15 protein-coding genes are annotated in these 17,763 nt (G+C 73.5%); 12 read left to right on the top strand and 3 right to left on the bottom strand.

Annotation, left to right across the window (positions count from 1 at the left end; translation table 11 throughout):
• Nucleotides 1-33: 33 nt before the first annotated feature.
• Genes MF672_RS47810 through MF672_RS47795 form a run of 3 tightly spaced genes read left to right on the top strand, consistent with a single transcriptional unit; the run spans nt 34 to nt 5,132 of the window.
• Nucleotides 34-1,602, top strand: a complete 1,569-nt coding sequence (locus tag MF672_RS47810; RefSeq protein ID WP_242374455.1) for a chitinase — start codon at nt 34-36, stop codon at nt 1,600-1,602.
• Nucleotides 1,599-3,287, top strand: a complete 1,689-nt coding sequence (locus MF672_RS47800) for a fibronectin type III domain-containing protein (protein WP_302893423.1) — start codon at nt 1,599-1,601, stop codon at nt 3,285-3,287. The genes MF672_RS47810 and MF672_RS47800 overlap by 4 nt, the downstream gene beginning before the upstream one ends.
• A gap of 60 nt (nt 3,288-3,347) precedes the next feature.
• Nucleotides 3,348-5,132 (top strand): chitinase, encoded by a 1,785-nt coding sequence (locus MF672_RS47795; protein ID WP_242374454.1) that lies wholly within the window; start codon nt 3,348-3,350, stop codon nt 5,130-5,132.
• On the opposite strand, the gene MF672_RS47790 is transcribed toward MF672_RS47795, so the two are convergent.
• Nucleotides 5,125-6,720 (bottom strand): molybdopterin-dependent oxidoreductase, encoded by a 1,596-nt coding sequence (locus MF672_RS47790; RefSeq protein WP_242374453.1) that lies wholly within the window; start codon nt 6,718-6,720, stop codon nt 5,125-5,127. The two genes, MF672_RS47795 and MF672_RS47790, sit on opposite strands and share 8 nt — an antisense overlap.
• Before the next feature lie 117 nt (nt 6,721-6,837).
• Here MF672_RS47790 and MF672_RS47785 point away from each other — a divergent pair, with 117 nt between their 5' ends.
• Nucleotides 6,838-8,220: a putative hexosyltransferase gene (locus tag MF672_RS47785; protein WP_242374452.1), complete on the top strand. Its 1,383-nt coding sequence runs from the start codon at nt 6,838-6,840 to the stop codon at nt 8,218-8,220.
• Here the strand turns inward: MF672_RS47785 and erm are convergent.
• Nucleotides 8,209-9,033, bottom strand: a complete 825-nt coding sequence (erm, locus tag MF672_RS47780; RefSeq protein ID WP_242374451.1) for an ErmE/ErmH/ErmO/ErmR family 23S rRNA (adenine(2058)-N(6))-methyltransferase — start codon at nt 9,031-9,033, stop codon at nt 8,209-8,211. The two genes, MF672_RS47785 and erm, sit on opposite strands and share 12 nt — an antisense overlap.
• Before the next feature lie 253 nt (nt 9,034-9,286).
• Here erm and MF672_RS47775 point away from each other — a divergent pair, with 253 nt between their 5' ends.
• The 8 genes from MF672_RS47775 to MF672_RS47740 all read left to right on the top strand — a co-directional run bounded on the left by MF672_RS47775 (nt 9,287) and on the right by MF672_RS47740 (nt 16,654).
• A complete protein-coding gene (locus MF672_RS47775) occupies nt 9,287-9,964 on the top strand; it encodes a response regulator transcription factor (protein WP_242374450.1) in 678 nt (225 codons plus the stop codon).
• Entirely contained in the window at nt 9,961-11,433 is a 1,473-nt protein-coding gene (locus MF672_RS47770; RefSeq protein ID WP_242374449.1) for a HAMP domain-containing sensor histidine kinase, read from the top strand. The genes MF672_RS47775 and MF672_RS47770 overlap by 4 nt, the downstream gene beginning before the upstream one ends.
• Nucleotides 11,434-11,457: 24 nt before the next feature.
• Nucleotides 11,458-11,988, top strand: a complete 531-nt coding sequence (locus tag MF672_RS51705) for a hypothetical protein (protein WP_302893422.1) — start codon at nt 11,458-11,460, stop codon at nt 11,986-11,988.
• 225 nt (nt 11,989-12,213) lie between these two features.
• Nucleotides 12,214-13,080: a peptidoglycan-binding domain-containing protein gene (locus MF672_RS47760; RefSeq protein WP_247815799.1), complete on the top strand. Its 867-nt coding sequence runs from the start codon at nt 12,214-12,216 to the stop codon at nt 13,078-13,080.
• Entirely contained in the window at nt 13,080-13,742 is a 663-nt protein-coding gene (locus MF672_RS47755; protein ID WP_242383854.1) for an ABC transporter ATP-binding protein, read from the top strand. Before MF672_RS47760 ends, MF672_RS47755 begins: the two co-directional genes overlap by 1 nt.
• Nucleotides 13,743-13,762: 20 nt before the next feature.
• A complete protein-coding gene (locus MF672_RS47750; RefSeq protein ID WP_242383853.1) occupies nt 13,763-14,935 on the top strand; it encodes an ABC transporter permease in 1,173 nt (390 codons plus the stop codon).
• Nucleotides 14,936-15,029: 94 nt separating this feature from the next.
• Nucleotides 15,030-15,887, top strand: coding sequence for a hypothetical protein (locus MF672_RS47745; protein ID WP_242383851.1), 858 nt, complete (start codon nt 15,030-15,032; stop codon nt 15,885-15,887).
• A gap of 20 nt (nt 15,888-15,907) precedes the next feature.
• The gene (locus MF672_RS47740) at nt 15,908-16,654 is read left to right on the top strand and encodes a DUF6597 domain-containing transcriptional factor (RefSeq protein WP_242383850.1); all 747 of its coding nucleotides are present in this window, start codon (nt 15,908-15,910) and stop codon (nt 16,652-16,654) included.
• Here the strand turns inward: MF672_RS47740 and MF672_RS47735 are convergent.
• Nucleotides 16,651-17,694 (bottom strand): AI-2E family transporter, encoded by a 1,044-nt coding sequence (locus tag MF672_RS47735; protein ID WP_242383849.1) that lies wholly within the window; start codon nt 17,692-17,694, stop codon nt 16,651-16,653. The two genes, MF672_RS47740 and MF672_RS47735, sit on opposite strands and share 4 nt — an antisense overlap.
• Between the last annotated feature and the right edge of the window lie 69 nt (nt 17,695-17,763).

Here is a 17,763-nt window from a genome sequence, read left to right as displayed (position 1 = left end):
GTGCGGCACGTCACCCCCCGTAAGGAAGAGCCCGTGAGACACCGCGCGATCCTCCTGGCGTTCACGACCCTCGCCCTGGCCCTCCCCGCCGCCCCCGCCCACGCCGCCACGGCGACGGCGACCTTCACGAAGGTCTCCGACTGGGGCTCCGGCTTCGAGGGCAAGGTCACCGTCACCAACGCCACCACCACCGCCATGACCGGCTGGAACGTGCAGTTCGACGTTCCCTCCGGCTACTCGATCCCGTCCGCGTGGGACGCGGTCATGACGAGGAGCGGCCAGCACTACACGTTCACCAACCCGTCCTGGTCCGGCGGCCTGCCCGCCGGCGCGAGCGTGAGCTTCGGCTTCAACGGCAGCCCCGGCAACTTCCCCGGCATCACCGGCTGCACGCTCAACGGGTCCGCGTGCGGCGGCGGCCCCTCGGCGGGCGTCCCCGGCCGGCCCGGCGCCGCCTCCGCCACCAGCACCACCAGCTCCGTCACCCTCACCTGGGGCGCGTCCTCCGGCACGGTGACCGGCTACCGCGTCTACGAGGGCACGGCGGTCAAGGCCGCCGTCACCGGCACCACCGCCACGATCGGCGGCCTCGGCGCCTGCGAGAGCCACACCTACACGGTCAAGGCGTACAACGGCGAGGGCGAGTCGGCGGCCGGCGATCCCGTGACCGCCACCACCGCCGGCTGCACGGGAGGCGGCGGGACGCTGCCCAGGCACGCGCTCACCGGCTACTGGCACAACTTCGTCAACGCCGCGACCGAGCTCCGGCTCTCGGCCGTGCCCGACGAGTACGACCTGGTCGCCGTCGCGTTCGGCGAGGCCACGAGCACCGCCGGGCAGGTCGCCTTCGCCGTGGACGCCGGCCTCGCCACCGCGCTCGGCGGCTACACCGACGCCCAGTTCAAGGCCGACGTGCAGGCCCTGCACCAGCGGGGCAAGAAGGTCATCCTGTCCGTCGGCGGCGAGGCCGGCCGGGTGCAGGTCGCTGACGCGGCCGCCGCCGCCCGTTTCGCCGACTCGGTGTACGCGCTGATGCAGAGCTACGGCTTCGACGGCGTGGACATCGACCTGGAGAACGGGCTCAACGCCACCTACATGGCCCAGGCCCTCCGCGCCCTGCGCGCCAAGGCCGGCGCGGGCCTGCTCATCACGATGGCCCCGCAGACGATCGACATGCAGTCCACCGGGATGGAGTACTTCAAGCTCGCCCTGTCGATCAAGGACATCCTCACCGTCGTCCACACGCAGTTCTACAACTCCGGCTCCATGCTCGGCTGCGACCAGTCGCAGGCGTACGCGCAGGGGAGCGTCAACTTCATGACCGCGCTGGCCTGCATCCAGCTGGAGAACGGCCTGCGCCCCGACCAGGTGGCGCTGGGCCTGCCGGCCGGGCCGGGCGCGGCGGGCGGGGGCGTCGTCCAGCCCGCCCTCGTCAACCAGGCGCTCGACTGCCTGGCCAGGCGCACCAGCTGCGGGACCTTCGTGCCGCCCCGCGCCTACCCGGACCTCCGGGGCGCGATGACCTGGTCCATCAACTGGGACGCCAGCAACAACTGGTCCTTCAGCAAGACCGTCAAGCCGCACCTCCAGGGAATGCCATGAGATTTCGCAGCAGACTGACCGCGCTGGTCGCCGGCACGGTCCTCGCCCTCACCGGCGCCGGCCTGAGCGCCGTCGCCCCCACCGCCCAGGCCGCCGTCCAGCGGCAACTGGCCGCCGCGTGGGCCCCGTGGACCGCCTACGCCATCGGCGCGGTCGTCACCTACAACGGCGTCGACTACGTGTGCATCCAGGCCCACACCTCCCAGCCCGGCTGGGAGCCGCCGAACGTGCCCGCCCTGTGGAAGGTCTCCACCGGCGGCGGCACCGACACGACCGCGCCGTCCGTGCCGGGCAACCTCCGCTCGACCGGCGTCACCTCCAGCAGCGTCGCGCTCGCCTGGAACGCCTCCACCGACAATGTCGGCGTCACCGGCTACAACGTCTACCGGGGCGGCACCCTGGTCACCACCGTGACCGGCACGACGTACACCGACACCGGCCGCGCCGCGAACACCGCCTACACCTACACCGTCCGGGCCCGCGACGCCGCCGGCAACCTGTCCGGCGCCAGCAACTCCGTGACCGCCACCACCTCGGGCGGCACCGGCGCGCCCGGCCAGCCCGGCACGGTCAGCACGTCCGTGACCAGCTCCAGCGTCTCGCTGAGCTGGGGCGCCTCCTCGGGCACGGTGACCGGCTACCGCGTCTACGAGGGCGCCACTCAGAAGGCGCAGGTCACCGGCACGAGCGCGACGATCTCGGGGCTCGGCGCCTGCACGACCCACACCTACACCGTCAAGGCGTACAACTCGGCGGGCGAGTCGGCCGGCCGCGACGCCACCGCCACCACCAGCGGCTGCACCGGCAATCCGGGCAAGCTGGCCGGCGCCCCCTACCTCTACATGGGCTGGGGCAACCCGCCCGACCCGGGCGCCGTGATGGATGCGACCGGCGTGAAGTCGTTCACGATGGCGTTCATCCTGTCCAGCGGCGGCTGCACCCCGGCCTGGGACGGCAACCGGCCGCTCACCGGCGGCGCCGACCAGCAGGCGATCAACACGATCAAGTCGAAGGGCGGCAGCGTCCAGATCTCCTTCGGCGGCTGGCAGGGCAACAAGCTCGGCCCCAACTGCTCCAGCCCCGAGGCGTTCGCCGGCGCGGTGCAGCAGGTCATCAACGCGGTCGGCCCGGCCGTCGTCGACTTCGACATCGAGAACACCGACGAGTTCGAGAACTACACCGTCCAGGACCGCATCCTGAACGGCATCAAGATCATCAAGGCCAACAACCCGAACGTCAAGGCCGTCGTCACCTTCGGCACCACCACGACCGGCCCGAACGCGCACGGCGTGCGCCTGATCAACCAGTCGAAGGCGCTCGGCGTCCCGATCGACAACTACACGATCATGCCGTTCGACTTCGGCAGCTCCAACATCTACCAGGACACCGTCAACGCCTCCGAGGGCCTGAAGAACGCGCTCAAGAACGCCTTCGGCTGGAGCGACGCCCAGGCGTACGCGCACATGGGCATCTCGGGCATGAACGGCCTGTCCGACCAGCAGGAGCTGACCAGCACCGCCACCTGGACGCAGATCCGCGACTGGGCCAGGTCCAAGGGCCTGACCCGGCTCGCGTACTGGGCGGTCAACCGCGACCGCGGCTGCCCCGGCGGCGGCGTGACGTCCAACTGCAGCGGCATCGCCCAGACCGACTGGGACTTCACCAGGATCACCGCGGGATTCTGACCCGCCACCCGGCCCGCCCCGCTCGCCCCGGGGCGGGCCCACCCCGCCGAGGAGCCCCCCATGAGACCCGCCGCAGCGGCGCTCGCCGCCGCCCTCACCCTGGTCCTGACCGCCGCCCCCGCCCACGCCGCGAACCTCCTCGCCAACCCGGGCTTCGAGTCCGGCCTCACGGCCTGGACGTGCCCCGCCGGCCAGGCCGTGTCCGCCCCGGTGCACGGCGGCGCGAAGGCGCTCCAGGCCATTCCCGCGGGCACCGATCTGGCCCGTTGCCAGCAGACGGTGTCCGTCCAGCCGAACACCGCCTACCAGTTGTCCGCCTGGGTGCAGGGCGGTTACGTCTTCCTCGGCGCGACCGGCACGGGCGTCAACGCCAGCACATGGGGCTCGCCGGGCGCGTCCTGGGCCCAGCTCCGCACGTCCTTCACCACGGGCCCGTCCACCACGTCCGTGACGCTCTATGTGAACGGCTGGTACGGCCAGGGCCCCTACCTCGCCGACGACGTCGTCCTCGACGGCCCCGGCGGCACGCCGGACACCCAGGCTCCCACCGTCCCGGCGAACGTCACCGTCGGCGCCGCCACCTCCTCCACCCTCACCGTCACCTGGACCGCCTCGACCGACGACACCGGCGTCGCCCGCTACGAGGTCTCCCGCGACAACGGCGCCCCGGCCACCGTCACCGGCACCACCTACACCGCGACCGGCCTCACCGCGAACACCTCCTACGGCTTCCGCGTGCGCGCCTGCGACGCCGCCGGCAACTGCTCGGCCTACAGCCCGGGGGTCACCGGCACCACGACCGCGGGCGGCGGGGGAGGGACGCTGCCGAAACGGGTGCTGGTCGGCTACCTGCACGCGTCGTTCGCCAACGGATCCGGATATATCAGGATGAGCGATGTCCCGCCCGAGTGGGACGTCATCAACCTCGCCTTCGGCGAGCCCACCTCGGTCACCTCCGGCGACATCCGCTTCCGCCGCTGCCCCGCCGCCGAGTGCCCGAACGTCGAGCCCGAGGCCGACTTCATCGCCGCCATCCGGGCCAAGCAGGCACAGGGCAAGAAGGTGCTGATCTCCATCGGCGGCCAGAACGGCCAGGTCCAGCTCACCACCACGGCCGCCCGCGACGCCTTCGTCCGGTCCGTCGCGGCCATCATCGACACCTACGGCCTCGACGGCCTCGACGTCGACTTCGAGGGCCACTCGCTCTCGCTGAACCCCGGCGACACGAACCTGAGCGCCCCCACCACCCCGGTCGTGGTCAACCTCATCGCCGCGCTCAAGGCGCTCAAGGCCCGCTACGGGGCGAAGTTCGTGCTCACCATGGCCCCCGAGACGTTCTTCGTCCAGCTCGGCCACCAGTTCTACGGCCCGGGCCCGAACGGCGCGGCCGACCCGAGGAGCGCCGCCTACCTGCCGGTCATCCACGCCCTGCGCGACGACCTCACCCTGCTCCACGTGCAGGACTACAACTCCGGCCCGATCAAGGGCCTGGACGGCCAATACCACACCATGGGCGGCGCCGACTTCCACGTGGCCATGACCGACATGCTGCTCGCCGGCTTCCCCATCATGGGCGACCCGGCGAACGTGTTCCCGCCGCTGCGCCAGGACCAGGTGGCCATCGGGCTGCCCGCCTCGGTCAACGCGGGCAACGGGTTCACCTCCGTCGCCGAGGTGCAGAAGGCGTTCGACTGCCTGGCCAAGGGCACGAACTGCGGCTCCTACCGGCCGCGCGGCGTCTACCCCGGCCTGCGCGGCCTCATGGCCTGGTCCGTCAACTGGGACAGGTACAACGCCTTCGAGTTCTCCAGGAGCCACCGCGCCTACCTGGACGGCCTCACCTGAACCGGACGAGCTGCGTCGGCTTCAGCGGCACGCCGAGGCCCGGCGGGCGGTACGTCGGCAGGGCCTCGCCGTACTCGCGCATCCAGGCGTGGTCCACCAGCAGCCGCATCCGCCCGTCCGCGGCCCCGCCGCCCGGCTCGGCCGCGGCGGTCCGGCCGGCCAGCCGGGCGACCGCCGCCGTCACCAGCGCCGGGTCCGGCGGCGCCAGGTCGCAGTGCTCGTCGGGGCCGATCAGCAGGTCCACCTCGGGCGGCAGCGGGTAGATCGGCCGCGGCAGGGCCAGCACGCGCGGCGGCGGGGCCATCGGCCAGCCGTCGCGCACCGCCTCCAGCAGCACCGACCGCGACGTGCGCCGCGCGAACAGCCCCTCGGCGAGCGCCCAGCTCAGCGCGCCCACGTCGGCGCGGTCCTCGCCGCAGGCGTGCAGGCACAGGTACGGCACCAGCGGGATGCCCGCCGCGCCCGCCTGCGCCCAGCCGCCGCCGCACCCGGTCAGCACCAGCAGCGCCAGCATCGCCCGGTAGGCGGTGTCGGCGTGGGGGGTGTCGAGCCGGCCCGGCACGATCACGCACCGGCCGCCGGTCTTCTCCGCCGTCACGCCCAGCTCCCGGGCGATCTTCAGCGCGCGCGAGGCGGGCACGCCCGTGCACGCCTCCTGCCAGCCCGGCGTGTACGGCTCGGCCCGGTCGCCGTACCCGTCGGGCCAGCGGCCCGGCAGGCCCGGCCGCGCCACGCCGTACCCGGCCAGCAGCAGGTCGAAGACCGTGGTCAGCAGCTCGCCCCCGTCCCGCAGCACCGGCACGCCGCGCCGCAGCACGCCGGGCCCGTCGTCGAAGCGCGGCAGCAGCACCTCCACCGCCTCGCCGCCCGCCTCGCCGCCGTACACGCTGAGCCGGTCGCTGATCCGCCCCTCCGCCACCTCGCCCGGCACGTACGCGTCCGCCCGCTCCCGCAGCCGCACCAGGAACGGCAGGTCCGTCGCCGCCATCGCGTGCCGCTCGAACGGCGTGCGGTCCAGGAAGAACTCCTTGAGCAGCACGTGCCCCATGGCCATCGCCAGCGCGCCGTCCGTGCCCGGCCGCACCACCAGCGTCTCGTCCGACAGCCGCGTGGGATGCGTGCCGATCGCGACCACCTTCTGGCCCTTGTACCGGCCGGCGATCACCCACGGCGTGTCCGCGGTCCGCGTCAGCCGGTCCTTCTCGCCCCACAGCAGCACGTACGCCGCCCGCGCCCAGTCCTCGGCCCGCGGCGGGCCGCCGAACCGCGTCCCGAGCACCTGCTCCGGCGCGCAGGGGTGCTCGGTCAGCACCGCCCCGCCGAGCCCGCCCACCAGCCCCGCCAGCGGCGAGGTCGCGAGGGCCGCCACCCGCTCCGGCCCGTGCTCGGTGGCGGTGTGCACGATGGCCGCGGCGGCCAGCTCCGCCGCGGTCGCGTCGTCGAGCGGCACCCGCCGCTCGCCCCGCGTCCTGGTGTATTGCTGAGAATTGCCTGTGAGTTTCGCCCACGCCGCGACCGGGTCGCGCAGCCCATCCCTCACCTCGAAGTAGAGCCTGACCAGTGCCTGGTTGACCTGCGATCCCCCCATGCAAAAAGTTGAACACAAAGCGTGAGGTCGTATCGCCATACGTGTCGGCATGTCGGGGATAAGAATCGGAAGCCCAGGTGGCGGCACCCAGAATGATGCGGCAGGCTAGTTGCCGCCATGGATTACGCAGTCCTCACGGGGATCGTCCTCGTCGCCGGTGTCCTGTTCGCCCTCGTCGCGCAGTGGCGCGACTGGCGCCCGCCGCTCGCCGCCGCCATCGCGGTCGGCGTCGTCGTGCGCCTGCTCATCATGTACACCTCGGCGATCGACTCATGGCAGCCCGTCGACTTCGTCGAGAGCTTCAAGCCCGCCGGCGAGGCCATCCTCCGCGGCGAGGACCCGGTGCTGGCCAGCGAGGGCGGCTGGCACTTCCTACCGACCATCCCGTACGTCTACGGCCTCCTGCTCTGGTTCGGCATCCCCTGGGAGTACGCCGGCCGCCTGGTCACCGTCGTCGCCGACATCGCGCTCATCCCGCTGGTCGCCAGGCTGGCCGGCGGCCCCAAGGCCAACCTGCGCGCCCTGCAGTACGCGCTCAACCCGCTCGCCGTGCTCATCGCCTGCGTGCACGGCCAGGTCGAGCCGGTCGCGCTGGTGTTCGGCGTGGCCGCGTTCGTGGTGGCGCGCGGCCCCGGCGACCCCGACCGCGCCGGCGTCCTCACCGACGTCGTCGGCAAGGTGCGGGCCGGCGTGGCGGCCTACGGCGTGAAGGCGTCGGCCGTGCGGGTGCTCGGCCGCGGCGGCATGCTGCACCGCGCCCTGCTGCCCGGCTCCGACGACAAGGCCACGCTCAAGCGCGGGGCGGCGGCCGGCCTGCTCATGGGCCTGGCGCTGTGCGCCAAGAGCTGGCCGATCTGGCTGGTCCCCGGCATGCTGCTGCTCCTGCCCAACCTGCGCTCGCGCATCGCCGCCCTGTTCACCACCGGCGTCGTGCCGGTGTTCTTCTTCGTCACGCTGCCGATCTTCGCCGGCACCGCGATCGGCGACCTGCCGAAGGTCATCGACACCATCCGCGACATCCGGCCGATCGTCGGCGAGTACGGCTGGACGCCGTGGTTCACCAGCGGCGACTGGGCGCTGCGCCCCGACCTGGCCTCGTTCGGCACCAACCTCATCTACGTCTGCGTCATCGCGGTCATCCTCCTCTGGCGGCGCGCCGACCCGATCGACCTCACCACCGCCATCCTGCTGATCTTCATGGTGGTCACGCCGCGCCTCGGCGCCCAATACCTGCTGTGGTTCATGCCGTTCCTGGTGGCCCGGCCCACCCGGTTCGCCTGGCCGGCCATCCTCGCCGTCTCGTTCTGGGCCGGCTACGGCTACCTCTACATGACCCAGTTCGACACCAACACCTGGTGGCACCTGCACTCGTTGTGGTCGCGGGCCTCGGTCGCGCTGCTGCCGATCCTGCTGCTGGCCATGCCGTGGGGCCGCCGCGACGCGACGGCCCCCGCCCTGGCCCGCTCCCCGGAGAAGGCCGGGGTCACCTCAGCGGCATAGCCGTTCCCACAGCGTCACCCACTGGTCGGGGTGGACGTGGCCGACGACGGCGTCCTTCGGCACCCCGGCCGCCCGCAGCGCGGCGTCCACCCCTTCGTAGCGGGCCCGCAGCGAGGCCCGCACCGAGCCGCCGGCGCCGCCGAAGCCCAGCTCCACCAGCTCCCGGTACGAGCGCCGCCCGGCCACGAGCGGCTCGGGCCTGCGCTCGACGCGCAGGATCGCCGAGTCGACCGACGGCACGGGACGGAAGCTCTCCCTGCCGATCGTGTCGCCCAGCCGCCAGCGGAACCACGGCCACGACTCGACCGTGACCAGGCTCCACCGGCCGTAGTCGCCGCTCCGCTTGCGCGCGTACTCCCGCTGCGTGAGCAGCGTCGCCGAGGTCAGGCCCGGCGCCCGCAGGCACCAGTCCACGATCCTCGACGTCACCGAGTACGGGATGTTGCCGACGACGGCGAACGGCTCGCGCGGCGCCCGCGCCGCCGTGAAGTCGCCCCGCACCACCTGGATGCGGGGATCGTCGCGGGTGCGCGCGGCCAGCCGGCCAGCCAGCACCGGGTCGATCTCGTGGCCGACGACGCGGGCGCCCGCCTCGGCCAGGGCGAACGTGAGCGCCCCTTCCCCCGGCCCCGGCTCCAGCACCAGCCCCTCCGGGGCGGCGGCCTTCACCATCAGCTCGACGGCATGGCGGTCGACCAGGAAGTTCTGCGAGAGCGTGCGCCGCGCCCGGTCCCGGGGCGTGCGGCCGCCGCCGCTGTTCCTGGCCTTCTTCTGAGTGTGTGAATAGTTCCCGTGTGCGAAATTCTGCGCCACAGCACTGCCCTTCCGGGTCCTCGAGAGTCGATCGGGTCTCGAAGGGCCCTGGGCACGCGTTGCGGACGCGCTGCCTCAGCTCGGGTTCGACGCGTCCGCTAGCGGGCCAGAGCCCGGCCGCGGCGGATGCGGATGAAGACGGGGCAGCAGAACATCGAGGTCATGGCCGTCACCCTAGGCAGCGCCCGCGCCGCCGGGCAACGCAATTACCGCTTTGAGCCGGCTTTGAGCTGGCCCGGGTAATCCTTGAAGCATGGACCGACCGGCCAGGGTGCTCGTGGTGGACGACGAGCCGAACATCCGAGCCCTGCTCTCCCAGACGCTCCGCCTGGTCTCGTACGAGGTGCGCACCGCCGCCACCGGCGCCGAGGCCGTCACGGCGGCCCGCCAGTTCCGGCCCGACCTCGTGGTGCTGGACGTGATGCTGGAGGACTTCGACGGGTTCGAGGTCGCCAGGCGGCTCGGCGGGAGCGTCCCGGTGCTCTTCCTGACCGCCCGCGACCAGGTGGAGGACCGCGTGCAGGGCCTGACGCTGGGCGCGGACGACTACGTGGTCAAGCCGTTCAGCCTGGAGGAGGTCGTGCTGCGCATTCGCGCCGTGCTGCGCCGCAGCCGCTCGGCCCCGGCGGACGAGGTGCTGCGCTACGCCGACCTGGAGCTCGACCCGCAGGCGCACGAGGTGCGGCGGGCCGGGGTGCCGGTCGAGCTGTCGCCGACCGAGTTCAACCTCCTCGAATACCTGCTCACGAACGCCGGCCGGGTGGTGAGCAAGGCGCAGATCCTGGACAGCGTCTGGCGCTACGACTTCGACGGCGACTCCAGCATCGTCGAGTCGTACGTCTACTACCTGCGCAAGAAGATCGACAAGTGGGAGCCGCAGCTCATCCACACCGTGCGCGGCGTCGGCTACACCCTGCGGACCCCGCGGTGAGGCCCGCGACGTGGAGCCTGCGCGTCCGGCTCGTCCTCGCCATCCTCGGCCTCGCCACGGTCGCCCTCGCGCTGTCGAACGTCGCCGGCGTCACGCTGCTGCGCGGCAACCTGCTCGACCGCGTTGACGCCCAGCTCAACCAGATCGCCAAGATCGCCTCGACCAAGAGCATCCAGCTCATCGTGCCGAAGCCGGTCGCGCTCAACGACCTGTACACGCTGCTCGCCAAGCGCGCCGCCGCCACCCAGCAGTTCATGATCTACGACGACGCGGGCCGACTGCGGTTCTCCACCGCGATCGACCCCGCCCAGCCCGCCCCCGACCTCGGCCCGGGCCCGATCCGGACAGGCGGGCCGTACACCGTCGCCGGCACCACCGGGCCGTCCTGGCGGGTCCGCGCCGTCCCGCAGACCGGCGGGGGCGTCCTGGTCGCCGCCCAGTCCCTGTACGAGGTGGAGCAGACCGAGACCTCGGCCGCCGCCATCGCCGTCGCCGTGAGCGCGTTCATCCTGCTCCTGCTCGGCCTCGCCGCCGACGCCGTGGTCCGCCTCGGCCTGCGCCCCCTCACCAGGATGGAGACCACCGCCGGGCACATCGCCCGCGGCGACTTCTCCCGCCGCGTCCCCGTCCACGGCCCCGCCGGCGGCCCGGACGGCTCGTCGGGCGGCTCGTCGGGCGGCCCGTACACCGAGCCCGGCCGCCTGGCCCGCGCCATGAACGTCATGCTCGACCGCCTGGAGGCCGAGATCGCCGCCAGGACCGCCTCCGAGGCCCGGATGCGCCGCTTCCTCGCCGACGCCTCCCACGAGCTGCGCACCCCGCTCACCTCCGTGCGCGGCTTCGCCGAGCTGCACCGCAGGGGCGGCGACGCCGGCGAGGCCATGCGCCGCATCGAGGAGGAGGCCGCCCGGATGGGCGTGCTCGTCAACGACCTGCTCACGCTGGCCCAGCTCGACGAGGAGCGCCCCCTCGACCGCGGCCCGGTGGACCTGCTGGAGGTGGCCGCCGACACGATCAGGGACGCCCGCGCCCGCGTCCCCGGCCGGCCGGTCAGGCTGACGGGGCTCGGCGGCCCGCTCGCGCCGGTCGCCGTCACCGGCGACGAGGCCCGCCTGCGCCAGGTCGCGGCCAACCTCGTCGGCAACGCCCTGACCCACACGCCTCCCGACGCCGCCGTCACGGTCGGCGTGGGCCGCGCGGCCGGCCTCGCCGTGCTGGAGGTCGCCGACACCGGGCCGGGCGTGCCGCCTGAGCACGTGCCGCGCCTGTTCGACCGCCTCTACCGGGTCGGGCAGGGCCGCTCCAGGGCCGACGGCGGGGCGGGGCTCGGGCTCGCCATCGTGGCCGCCATCGTCGAGGCCCACGGCGGCCGGGTCGAGGTCGACACCGCGCCCGGCCGCGGCGCCCGCTTCCGCGTGCTCCTGCCCGGCCTCCTACCTGACTCCGAGGCGGCTCCCAGGCCGCTTTGAGCGACGCTCAGCACAGTCGGGGGCATGAGACGGACACTCCTCACGACCGCCCTGCTGGCGGGCCTCGCCGCCCTCGCCGCCGGGTGCGGCGGCCAGAGCGGCGGCCCGGGCGTCGCCTCCGTGGCCGGCGCCTCGGCCCCGCCCCCGGCGAGCGCGTCCCCCAGCGCCACCGCCGACCCGCAGGAGCAGGGCAGGCTCTTCGCCCGGTGCATGCGCGAGCACGGCGTCCCCATGGACGACCCCGACACCAAGGACGGCGGCCTCGTCAAGATCATCGGCGAGGGCCTGGACAAGAACACCATCAAGCAGGCCACCGACGCCTGCCGCCAGTACGCCCCCTCCCTCGACCGCAAGAGCCTCGACCCGCAGCAGGTCGAGCAGCTGCGCCAGTTCGCCCGGTGCATGCGCGAGCACGGCGTGAACATGCCCGACCCCGACCCCGACGGCGGCTTCGCCAGCGGCACCGCCCGCGCCTTCAAGCCCGACGACCCGGCCTTCAAGAAGGCGTTCGAAGCCTGCCGGGACACCTTCCCGCGGATCGGGGGCGGCAAGTGACGCAGGTCAGGGAGCTGGACGGGCGCGCCCTGCGCCCCCTGCCGCCCCGCCGCCGCAGGCCGCTGCGCGCCCTGGCCTGGGTGGGCGGCGCGGCGCTGCTGGCCGCCGCGGTGGCCGCCGCCGCCGACCGGCTTCGGCGGCTCCGGAGACGGCGGCGCGGCCGCCGCGCGGCGGCCGCCCGCCACCGCCCAGGTCGTCCGCACCACGCTGACCGCCACCGAGACCGTGAACGGCACCCTCGGCTACGGCGACCCGGTCACCGTCACCGGGCGGACCCAGGGCACGATCACCTGGCTGCCCGCCGAGGGCGCCGTCATCACCCGCGGCCACGGCGTCTACAGCGTCGACGCCGACCGCCGCCCCCTCCTGTACGGCGACCTGCCCCTCTACCGCACCCTCCAGGACGGCGCCCACGGCAAGGACGTCGAACTCCTCGAACGCAACCTCGCCAAGCTCGGCTACACCGGCTTCGACGTGGACGACACCTACACCTGGGCCACCGCCGACGCCGTCGAGCGATGGCAGGAGGACCTGGGTCACGACGTCACCGGCCGCGTCCGGCCCGGCGACGTCGTCGTGGCCGCCGGCCCGATCCGCGTCGCCGGCCTCAAGAAGGCCCTCGGCGACAGCGCGACCGGCCCCGTCCTCACCGCCACCGGCACCACCCGGCAGGTCCGCGTCGACCTCGACGTCGCTGACGAGCACCTCGTGCGCAGGGGCATGAAGGCCGGCGTCGAGCTGCCCGACGGCGCCACCGTGAACGGCAAGGTCACGAGCGTGGGCAAGGTCGCCACCCAGACCGGCACCGGCAACGACCCCGCCACCACGATCGAGGTCACCATCGCGGTCAGCGGGCTGAAGAAGCCGTACGACGCCGCCCCCGTGGACGTCACGCTCGTCTCCGAGCGGCGCGCGGACGTCCTCGCCGTGCCCGTGGGCGCGCTCGTCGCCCTCGCCGAGGGCGGCTACGGCGTGCAGGTCGTCGAGGGCGCCGCCACCCGCTACGCGGCGGTCACGACCGGCCTGTTCGCCGACGGCCAGGTCGAGGTCACCGGCGTGGCCGAGGGCACCACCGTGGCGGTGCCGGCGTGATCGCCGAGCTGCGCGACGTCAGCAAGCTCTACGGCGACGTCGCCGCGCTGCGCGGGGTGTCCATGGACATCGGCCCGGGGGAGCTGGTCGGCATCGTCGGCCCGTCCGGCTCCGGCAAGTCCACGATGCTCAACATGATCGGCACCCTCGACCGGCCCACCGGCGGCGTCGTCCGCGTCGCCGGGCACGACGTCAGCACCCTCACCGACCGGCAGCTGTCCGCCCTCCGCGCGAACGTCATCGGCTTCGTCTTCCAGCAGTTCCACCTGGCCCCCGGGGTCCCCGCGCTGGACAACGTCGCCGACGGCCTGCTGTACGCCGGGCCGTCGCAGCGCGAGCGGCGGCTCCGCGCGTACGAGGCGCTGGAGCGCGTGGGCCTCGCCCACCGGCTCGGCCACCGCCCCCACGAGCTGTCGGGCGGCGAGCGGCAGCGCGTCGCCATCGCCCGCGCCGTCGTCGGCGAGCCCGCGCTGCTGCTCGCCGACGAGCCGACCGGCAACCTGGACTCCCGGTCGGGAGCCGGGGTGATGGAGCTGCTGCGCGAGCTGAACGCCGCCGGCACCGCCGTCGTCGTCATCACCCACGACCGCGACATCGCCGCCTCCCTGCCCCGTCAGGTGGAGATGCTGGACGGCCGCATCGTGCAGGGGGTGCCCGCGTGAACGCGCTGACCGCACACCGGATGCGGGCCAGGGACGTCGTCCGGGTCGGCGGGGCCGGGCTGCGCGCCCGTCCGCTGCGGGTCTTCCTGTCGGCGCTCGGCATCGCCATCGGCATCGCCGCCATGCTCGGCGTCGTCGGCATCTCCGCCTCCAGCCAGGAGGACCTCAACCGCCGGCTCGCCGCCCTCGGCACCAACCTGCTCACCGTCGCGCCCGGCAAGACCCTGTTCGGGGAGGCGTCCCACCTGCCGGCCGAGGCCGAGGACATGATCGCCCAGATCGCCCCCGTCACCTCCGTCACCGCCACCGGCACCACCGGCGCCAGGGTCTACCGCAACGACCGCGTCCCGCCCGCCGAGACCGGCAGCATCTCCGTCACCGCCGCCCGCCTCGACCTGCTCCAGGACGTCGGCGCCGGCGTCGTCTCCGGCGCCTGGCTGAACGCCGCCACCCACCGCTACCCGGCCACCGTGCTCGGCGCCGAGGCCGCCGACCGGCTCGGCGTCGTCCATGCCGGGCCCGAGCAGCGGGTGTGGCTCGGCGGGGAGTGGTTCACCGTCGTGGGCGTGCTCGCCCCCGCCCCGCTCGCCCCCGAGCTGGACACCGCCGCCCTGGTCGGCTGGCCGGTCGCCGAGCGGCGCCTCGGCTTCGACGGCTACCCGACCACGATCTACGCCCGCGCCGAGGAGTCGCAGGTCGCCGCCGTCCGCGGCGTGCTCGGCGCGACCGCCAACCCCGAGAAGCCGAACGAGGTCGAGGTCTCCCGCCCCTCCGACGTCCTGGCCGCCAAGCAGGCCACCGACGCCACCCTCAACGCCCTGCTGCTCGGCCTCGGCGGCGTCGCGCTGCTCGTCGGCGGCGTGGGCGTGGCCAACACCATGGTCATCTCGGTGCTGGAGCGGCGTGCGGAGATCGGCCTGCGCCGCTCGCTGGGCGCGACCCGGGGACAGGTCCGGCTCCAGTTCCTCGCCGAGTCGCTGCTGCTGTCCGCCCTCGGCGGCGTCGGCGGGGTGCTGCTCGGCATCGGGGTCACCGCCGCGTACGCGGGGCTCCAGGGCTGGCCCGCCGTCGTCCCCCTGTGGGCGATGCTCGGCGGGGTGCTCGCGACGCTGGTCATCGGAGGGCTCGCCGGGTTCTACCCGGCCGTCCGGGCCGCCCGCATGCCGCCCACGGAGGCCCTGGCCACGCCCTGACCGGGTAGCCCCGCGGTGACAACCCCCTACCAGCCGCCGTGCCTCCGCGCTGCGGGGTAGGGGGTGCCACCGACCTGCGAAAGGGATCTCCATCATGGATGTGCTCGATCGCGCGGAACGCTACCTGTACCTGAACGCCAGGCTCATCGACCGGCTGCGTTTCGCCGCGCTCTTCCGCGACGGCGACCGCGAGCGGGTGCTGGACGCGCTTCGCTGCTACCAGAACCCCGACGGCGGCTTCGGCCACGCCCTCGAACCCGACCTGCGCGGCCCCGGCAGCCAGCCGGAGCCCGTCGAGGTGGCCCTGTGGATCATGGACGAGCTGGACGCCTTCCCCTCGCCGATGGTGCCCGCCGCCTGCGACTACCTGGCCCACCTGACCACCGGCGACGGCGGGGTGCCGTTCGCCACGCCCGCCGTCCGGCACGACCCGCGCGCGCCCTGGTGGCAGAGCGACGACGACCCGCCCGGCAGCCTCGTCCCCACGGCGTCCATCGCCGGGCTGCTCCACAAGCACCTCATCACCCACCCGTGGCTGGCCGCCGCCACCGAGTTCTGCTGGTCCACGATCGCCGCCGTGGACGAGCCGAACGCCTACGAGGCCCGCGCCATCGTGACGTTCCTGGACCTGGTGCCGGAGCGGGACCGGGCGGACAGCGAGTTCGAGCGGCTGCGCGAGGCCATCCTCGCGACGGTCGCCCTCGACCCCGCCGAGCCCGGCGAGGTCCACTTCCCCCTGGACTTCGCCCCTTACCCGCTCCGGCTGCCGCTCTTCACCAAGGACGTCCTGGACCTGCACCTCGACGCCCTCCTCGCGGCCCAGTCCGCCGAGGGCGGCTGGAACGGCAACTGGACGATGTGGACGCCGCTGGTCAAGCACGAGTGGGGCGGACACATGACGGTCCAGCGGCTGAAGACGCTGCGCGCGTACGGCCGGCTCCCGTCCGGCTGAGCGCCGCGTACGTTGGAGGCATGTACGCGGAACGGTCTCCCGACCCCGGCCTGGCTGCCGTCGTGGCCTGCCACTGGCACCGGGTCAGCGAGTCCGCCGGCGATCTGCTCGTGGTGCCCGACGCCTGCGTGGACCTGTACTGGGGCCCCGGCGGCCCGTTCGTCGCCGGCCCCGACACCGGCCCGGTGGCGACGGCGGCGGGCGACGTGTTCGTGGGGGTGCGCTTCCGGCCGGGCGCGGCCGCCGGCCTGTTCGGCGTCCCCCTGCACGCCCTGCGCGACCAGCGCGTCCCCCTCGCCGACCTGCCGGCCGCGGCCTGGCCCGGCTTCGCCCTCCTCGCCACGGCACCGCCCGTGCCCGGTGGATCGGCGATCCCCGCCCTGCACCACGCCCTGACCCGTGCCGTCCGCGCCGCCGCTCTCCCGGCCGAGGCGACGCGCCCGGCCCGCTCCGCCGCCCCTGCGCCCGCCCCGGCCCCCGCCCGCCTCGCGGCCGCCCTGCGCTCCGGCCGCTCGATCGCCGAAACGGCCTGGGACCTCGGCCTCAGCGAACGCCAGCTCCACCGCCGCAGCCTGGCGGCCTTCGGCTACGCCCCGAAGACGCTGCAACGGATCATCCGCTTCCAGCACGCCCTGCGCCTGGCCCGCGCCGGAGTCCCGCACGCCACCGTCGCCGCTGAGGCCGGCTACACCGACCAGGCCCACCTGTCCCACGACGTCAAGCGCCTGAGCGGCGTCACCCTCAGCGCCCTCGCCCCTCGCGGCTAATCGCCGTTCGGCATCTTCCCCGAGATCAACGCCTGCGCCCATTTCGCACTCGGATCGCTGTCCACCAGAACCGCCCGCGCCAGCAGGCTCAGCGGAATGGCCAGAATCGCCCCCAGCGGCCCCAGCACGAACGTCCACAACAGCAACGACATGAACGTCATGGTCGTGGAGAGCCCCACCGCGTCCCCCAGGAACTTGGGCAGGATGAACGACTGCGTGACCACGTTGATCACGATGTAGGCGGCGATGACGAGCACCATCGTCCGCACCCCGCCGTCCAGCAGCGCCAGCATCGCGGGCGGCAGCAGCCCGATCACGAACCCCACGTTCGGGATGTAGTTCGTGATGAGCGCCAGCACCCCCCACAACAACGGCAGCGGCACCTGCAGAATCGACAGCGCCACCACGTCGAGCACCGCGTTGAGCAGTCCGAAGACCGTGGAGACGATGAGGTAGCGCCGCGTCTTGTGCGCGAACGTCGCCAGCGCCGTCACCAGTTGCGGCCTGTTGCCTTCCCCCGCGGTGAGAATGCGGGCGGTGACCGGCGCGTCCAGGCACATCGCCAGCAGCAGCACCACGATGAGGAACAACGCGGACAGCACGCCGATCAGGCTCCCCAGCAGGCTCTGCGCCACCCCCAGCAGCCGGGTCGGGTCGAACGTCTGCAGCGTCCTGCTGAGCACGTCGTTCCCGAGCCCGTACGAGGCCGCCCACTTCTGCGCGTCCACGAGCAACCGCTGGAACTGGTCGGTGTACGTGGGCAGCAACGAGGCGAGCTGCGTGACCGAGATGGTCAGGATGCCCACCATGCCCAGCAGTACCAGAACGACGATGAGGAAGGGCACCGCGACCTGCAGCCAGCCCGGCGCCCCCTTGGCGGCGAGCCAGCCGCGCACGGGCGCGACGGCGATCACCAGGACCAGGGCCAGCACCACCGGGCCGACGATCGAGCTGACCTCACGCAGGCCGAACAGGGCGACCACCGCGCCGGCGATGCCGACCAGGATGATGAGCGCCCGGGGAAGGGGTTGATCTCGCACCCCCGGTTCCTACCCCGTGCACGCGGGGGGAGCCGTCGATTTGACGGTTCCCGGGACCGTACATAGAGT

It is taken from the genome of Actinomadura luzonensis, assembly GCF_022664455.2.
Taxonomy (GTDB): domain Bacteria; phylum Actinomycetota; class Actinomycetes; order Streptosporangiales; family Streptosporangiaceae; genus Nonomuraea; species Nonomuraea luzonensis.
The sequence above is the reverse complement of the archived record's forward strand: the minus strand, read 5'-3'. Positions and strand labels throughout refer to the sequence as shown.

Excerpts from the sequence above, each read along its gene's own strand:
- MF672_RS47800 (WP_302893423.1), top strand. The coding sequence starts at position 1,599 with ATGAGATTTCGCAGCAGACTGACCGCGCTGGTCGCCGGCACGGTCCTC.
- MF672_RS47795 (WP_242374454.1), top strand. The coding sequence starts at position 3,348 with ATGAGACCCGCCGCAGCGGCGCTCGCCGCCGCCCTCACCCTGGTCCTG.
- MF672_RS47790 (WP_242374453.1), bottom strand. The coding sequence starts at position 6,720 with ATGGGGGGATCGCAGGTCAACCAGGCACTGGTCAGGCTCTACTTCGAG.
- MF672_RS47785 (WP_242374452.1), top strand. The coding sequence starts at position 6,838 with ATGGATTACGCAGTCCTCACGGGGATCGTCCTCGTCGCCGGTGTCCTG.
- MF672_RS47775 (WP_242374450.1), top strand. The coding sequence starts at position 9,287 with ATGGACCGACCGGCCAGGGTGCTCGTGGTGGACGACGAGCCGAACATC.
- MF672_RS51705 (WP_302893422.1), top strand. The coding sequence starts at position 11,458 with ATGAGACGGACACTCCTCACGACCGCCCTGCTGGCGGGCCTCGCCGCC.
- MF672_RS47750 (WP_242383853.1), top strand. The coding sequence starts at position 13,763 with ATGCGGGCCAGGGACGTCGTCCGGGTCGGCGGGGCCGGGCTGCGCGCC.
- MF672_RS47745 (WP_242383851.1), top strand. The coding sequence starts at position 15,030 with ATGGATGTGCTCGATCGCGCGGAACGCTACCTGTACCTGAACGCCAGG.
- MF672_RS47740 (WP_242383850.1), top strand. The coding sequence starts at position 15,908 with ATGTACGCGGAACGGTCTCCCGACCCCGGCCTGGCTGCCGTCGTGGCC.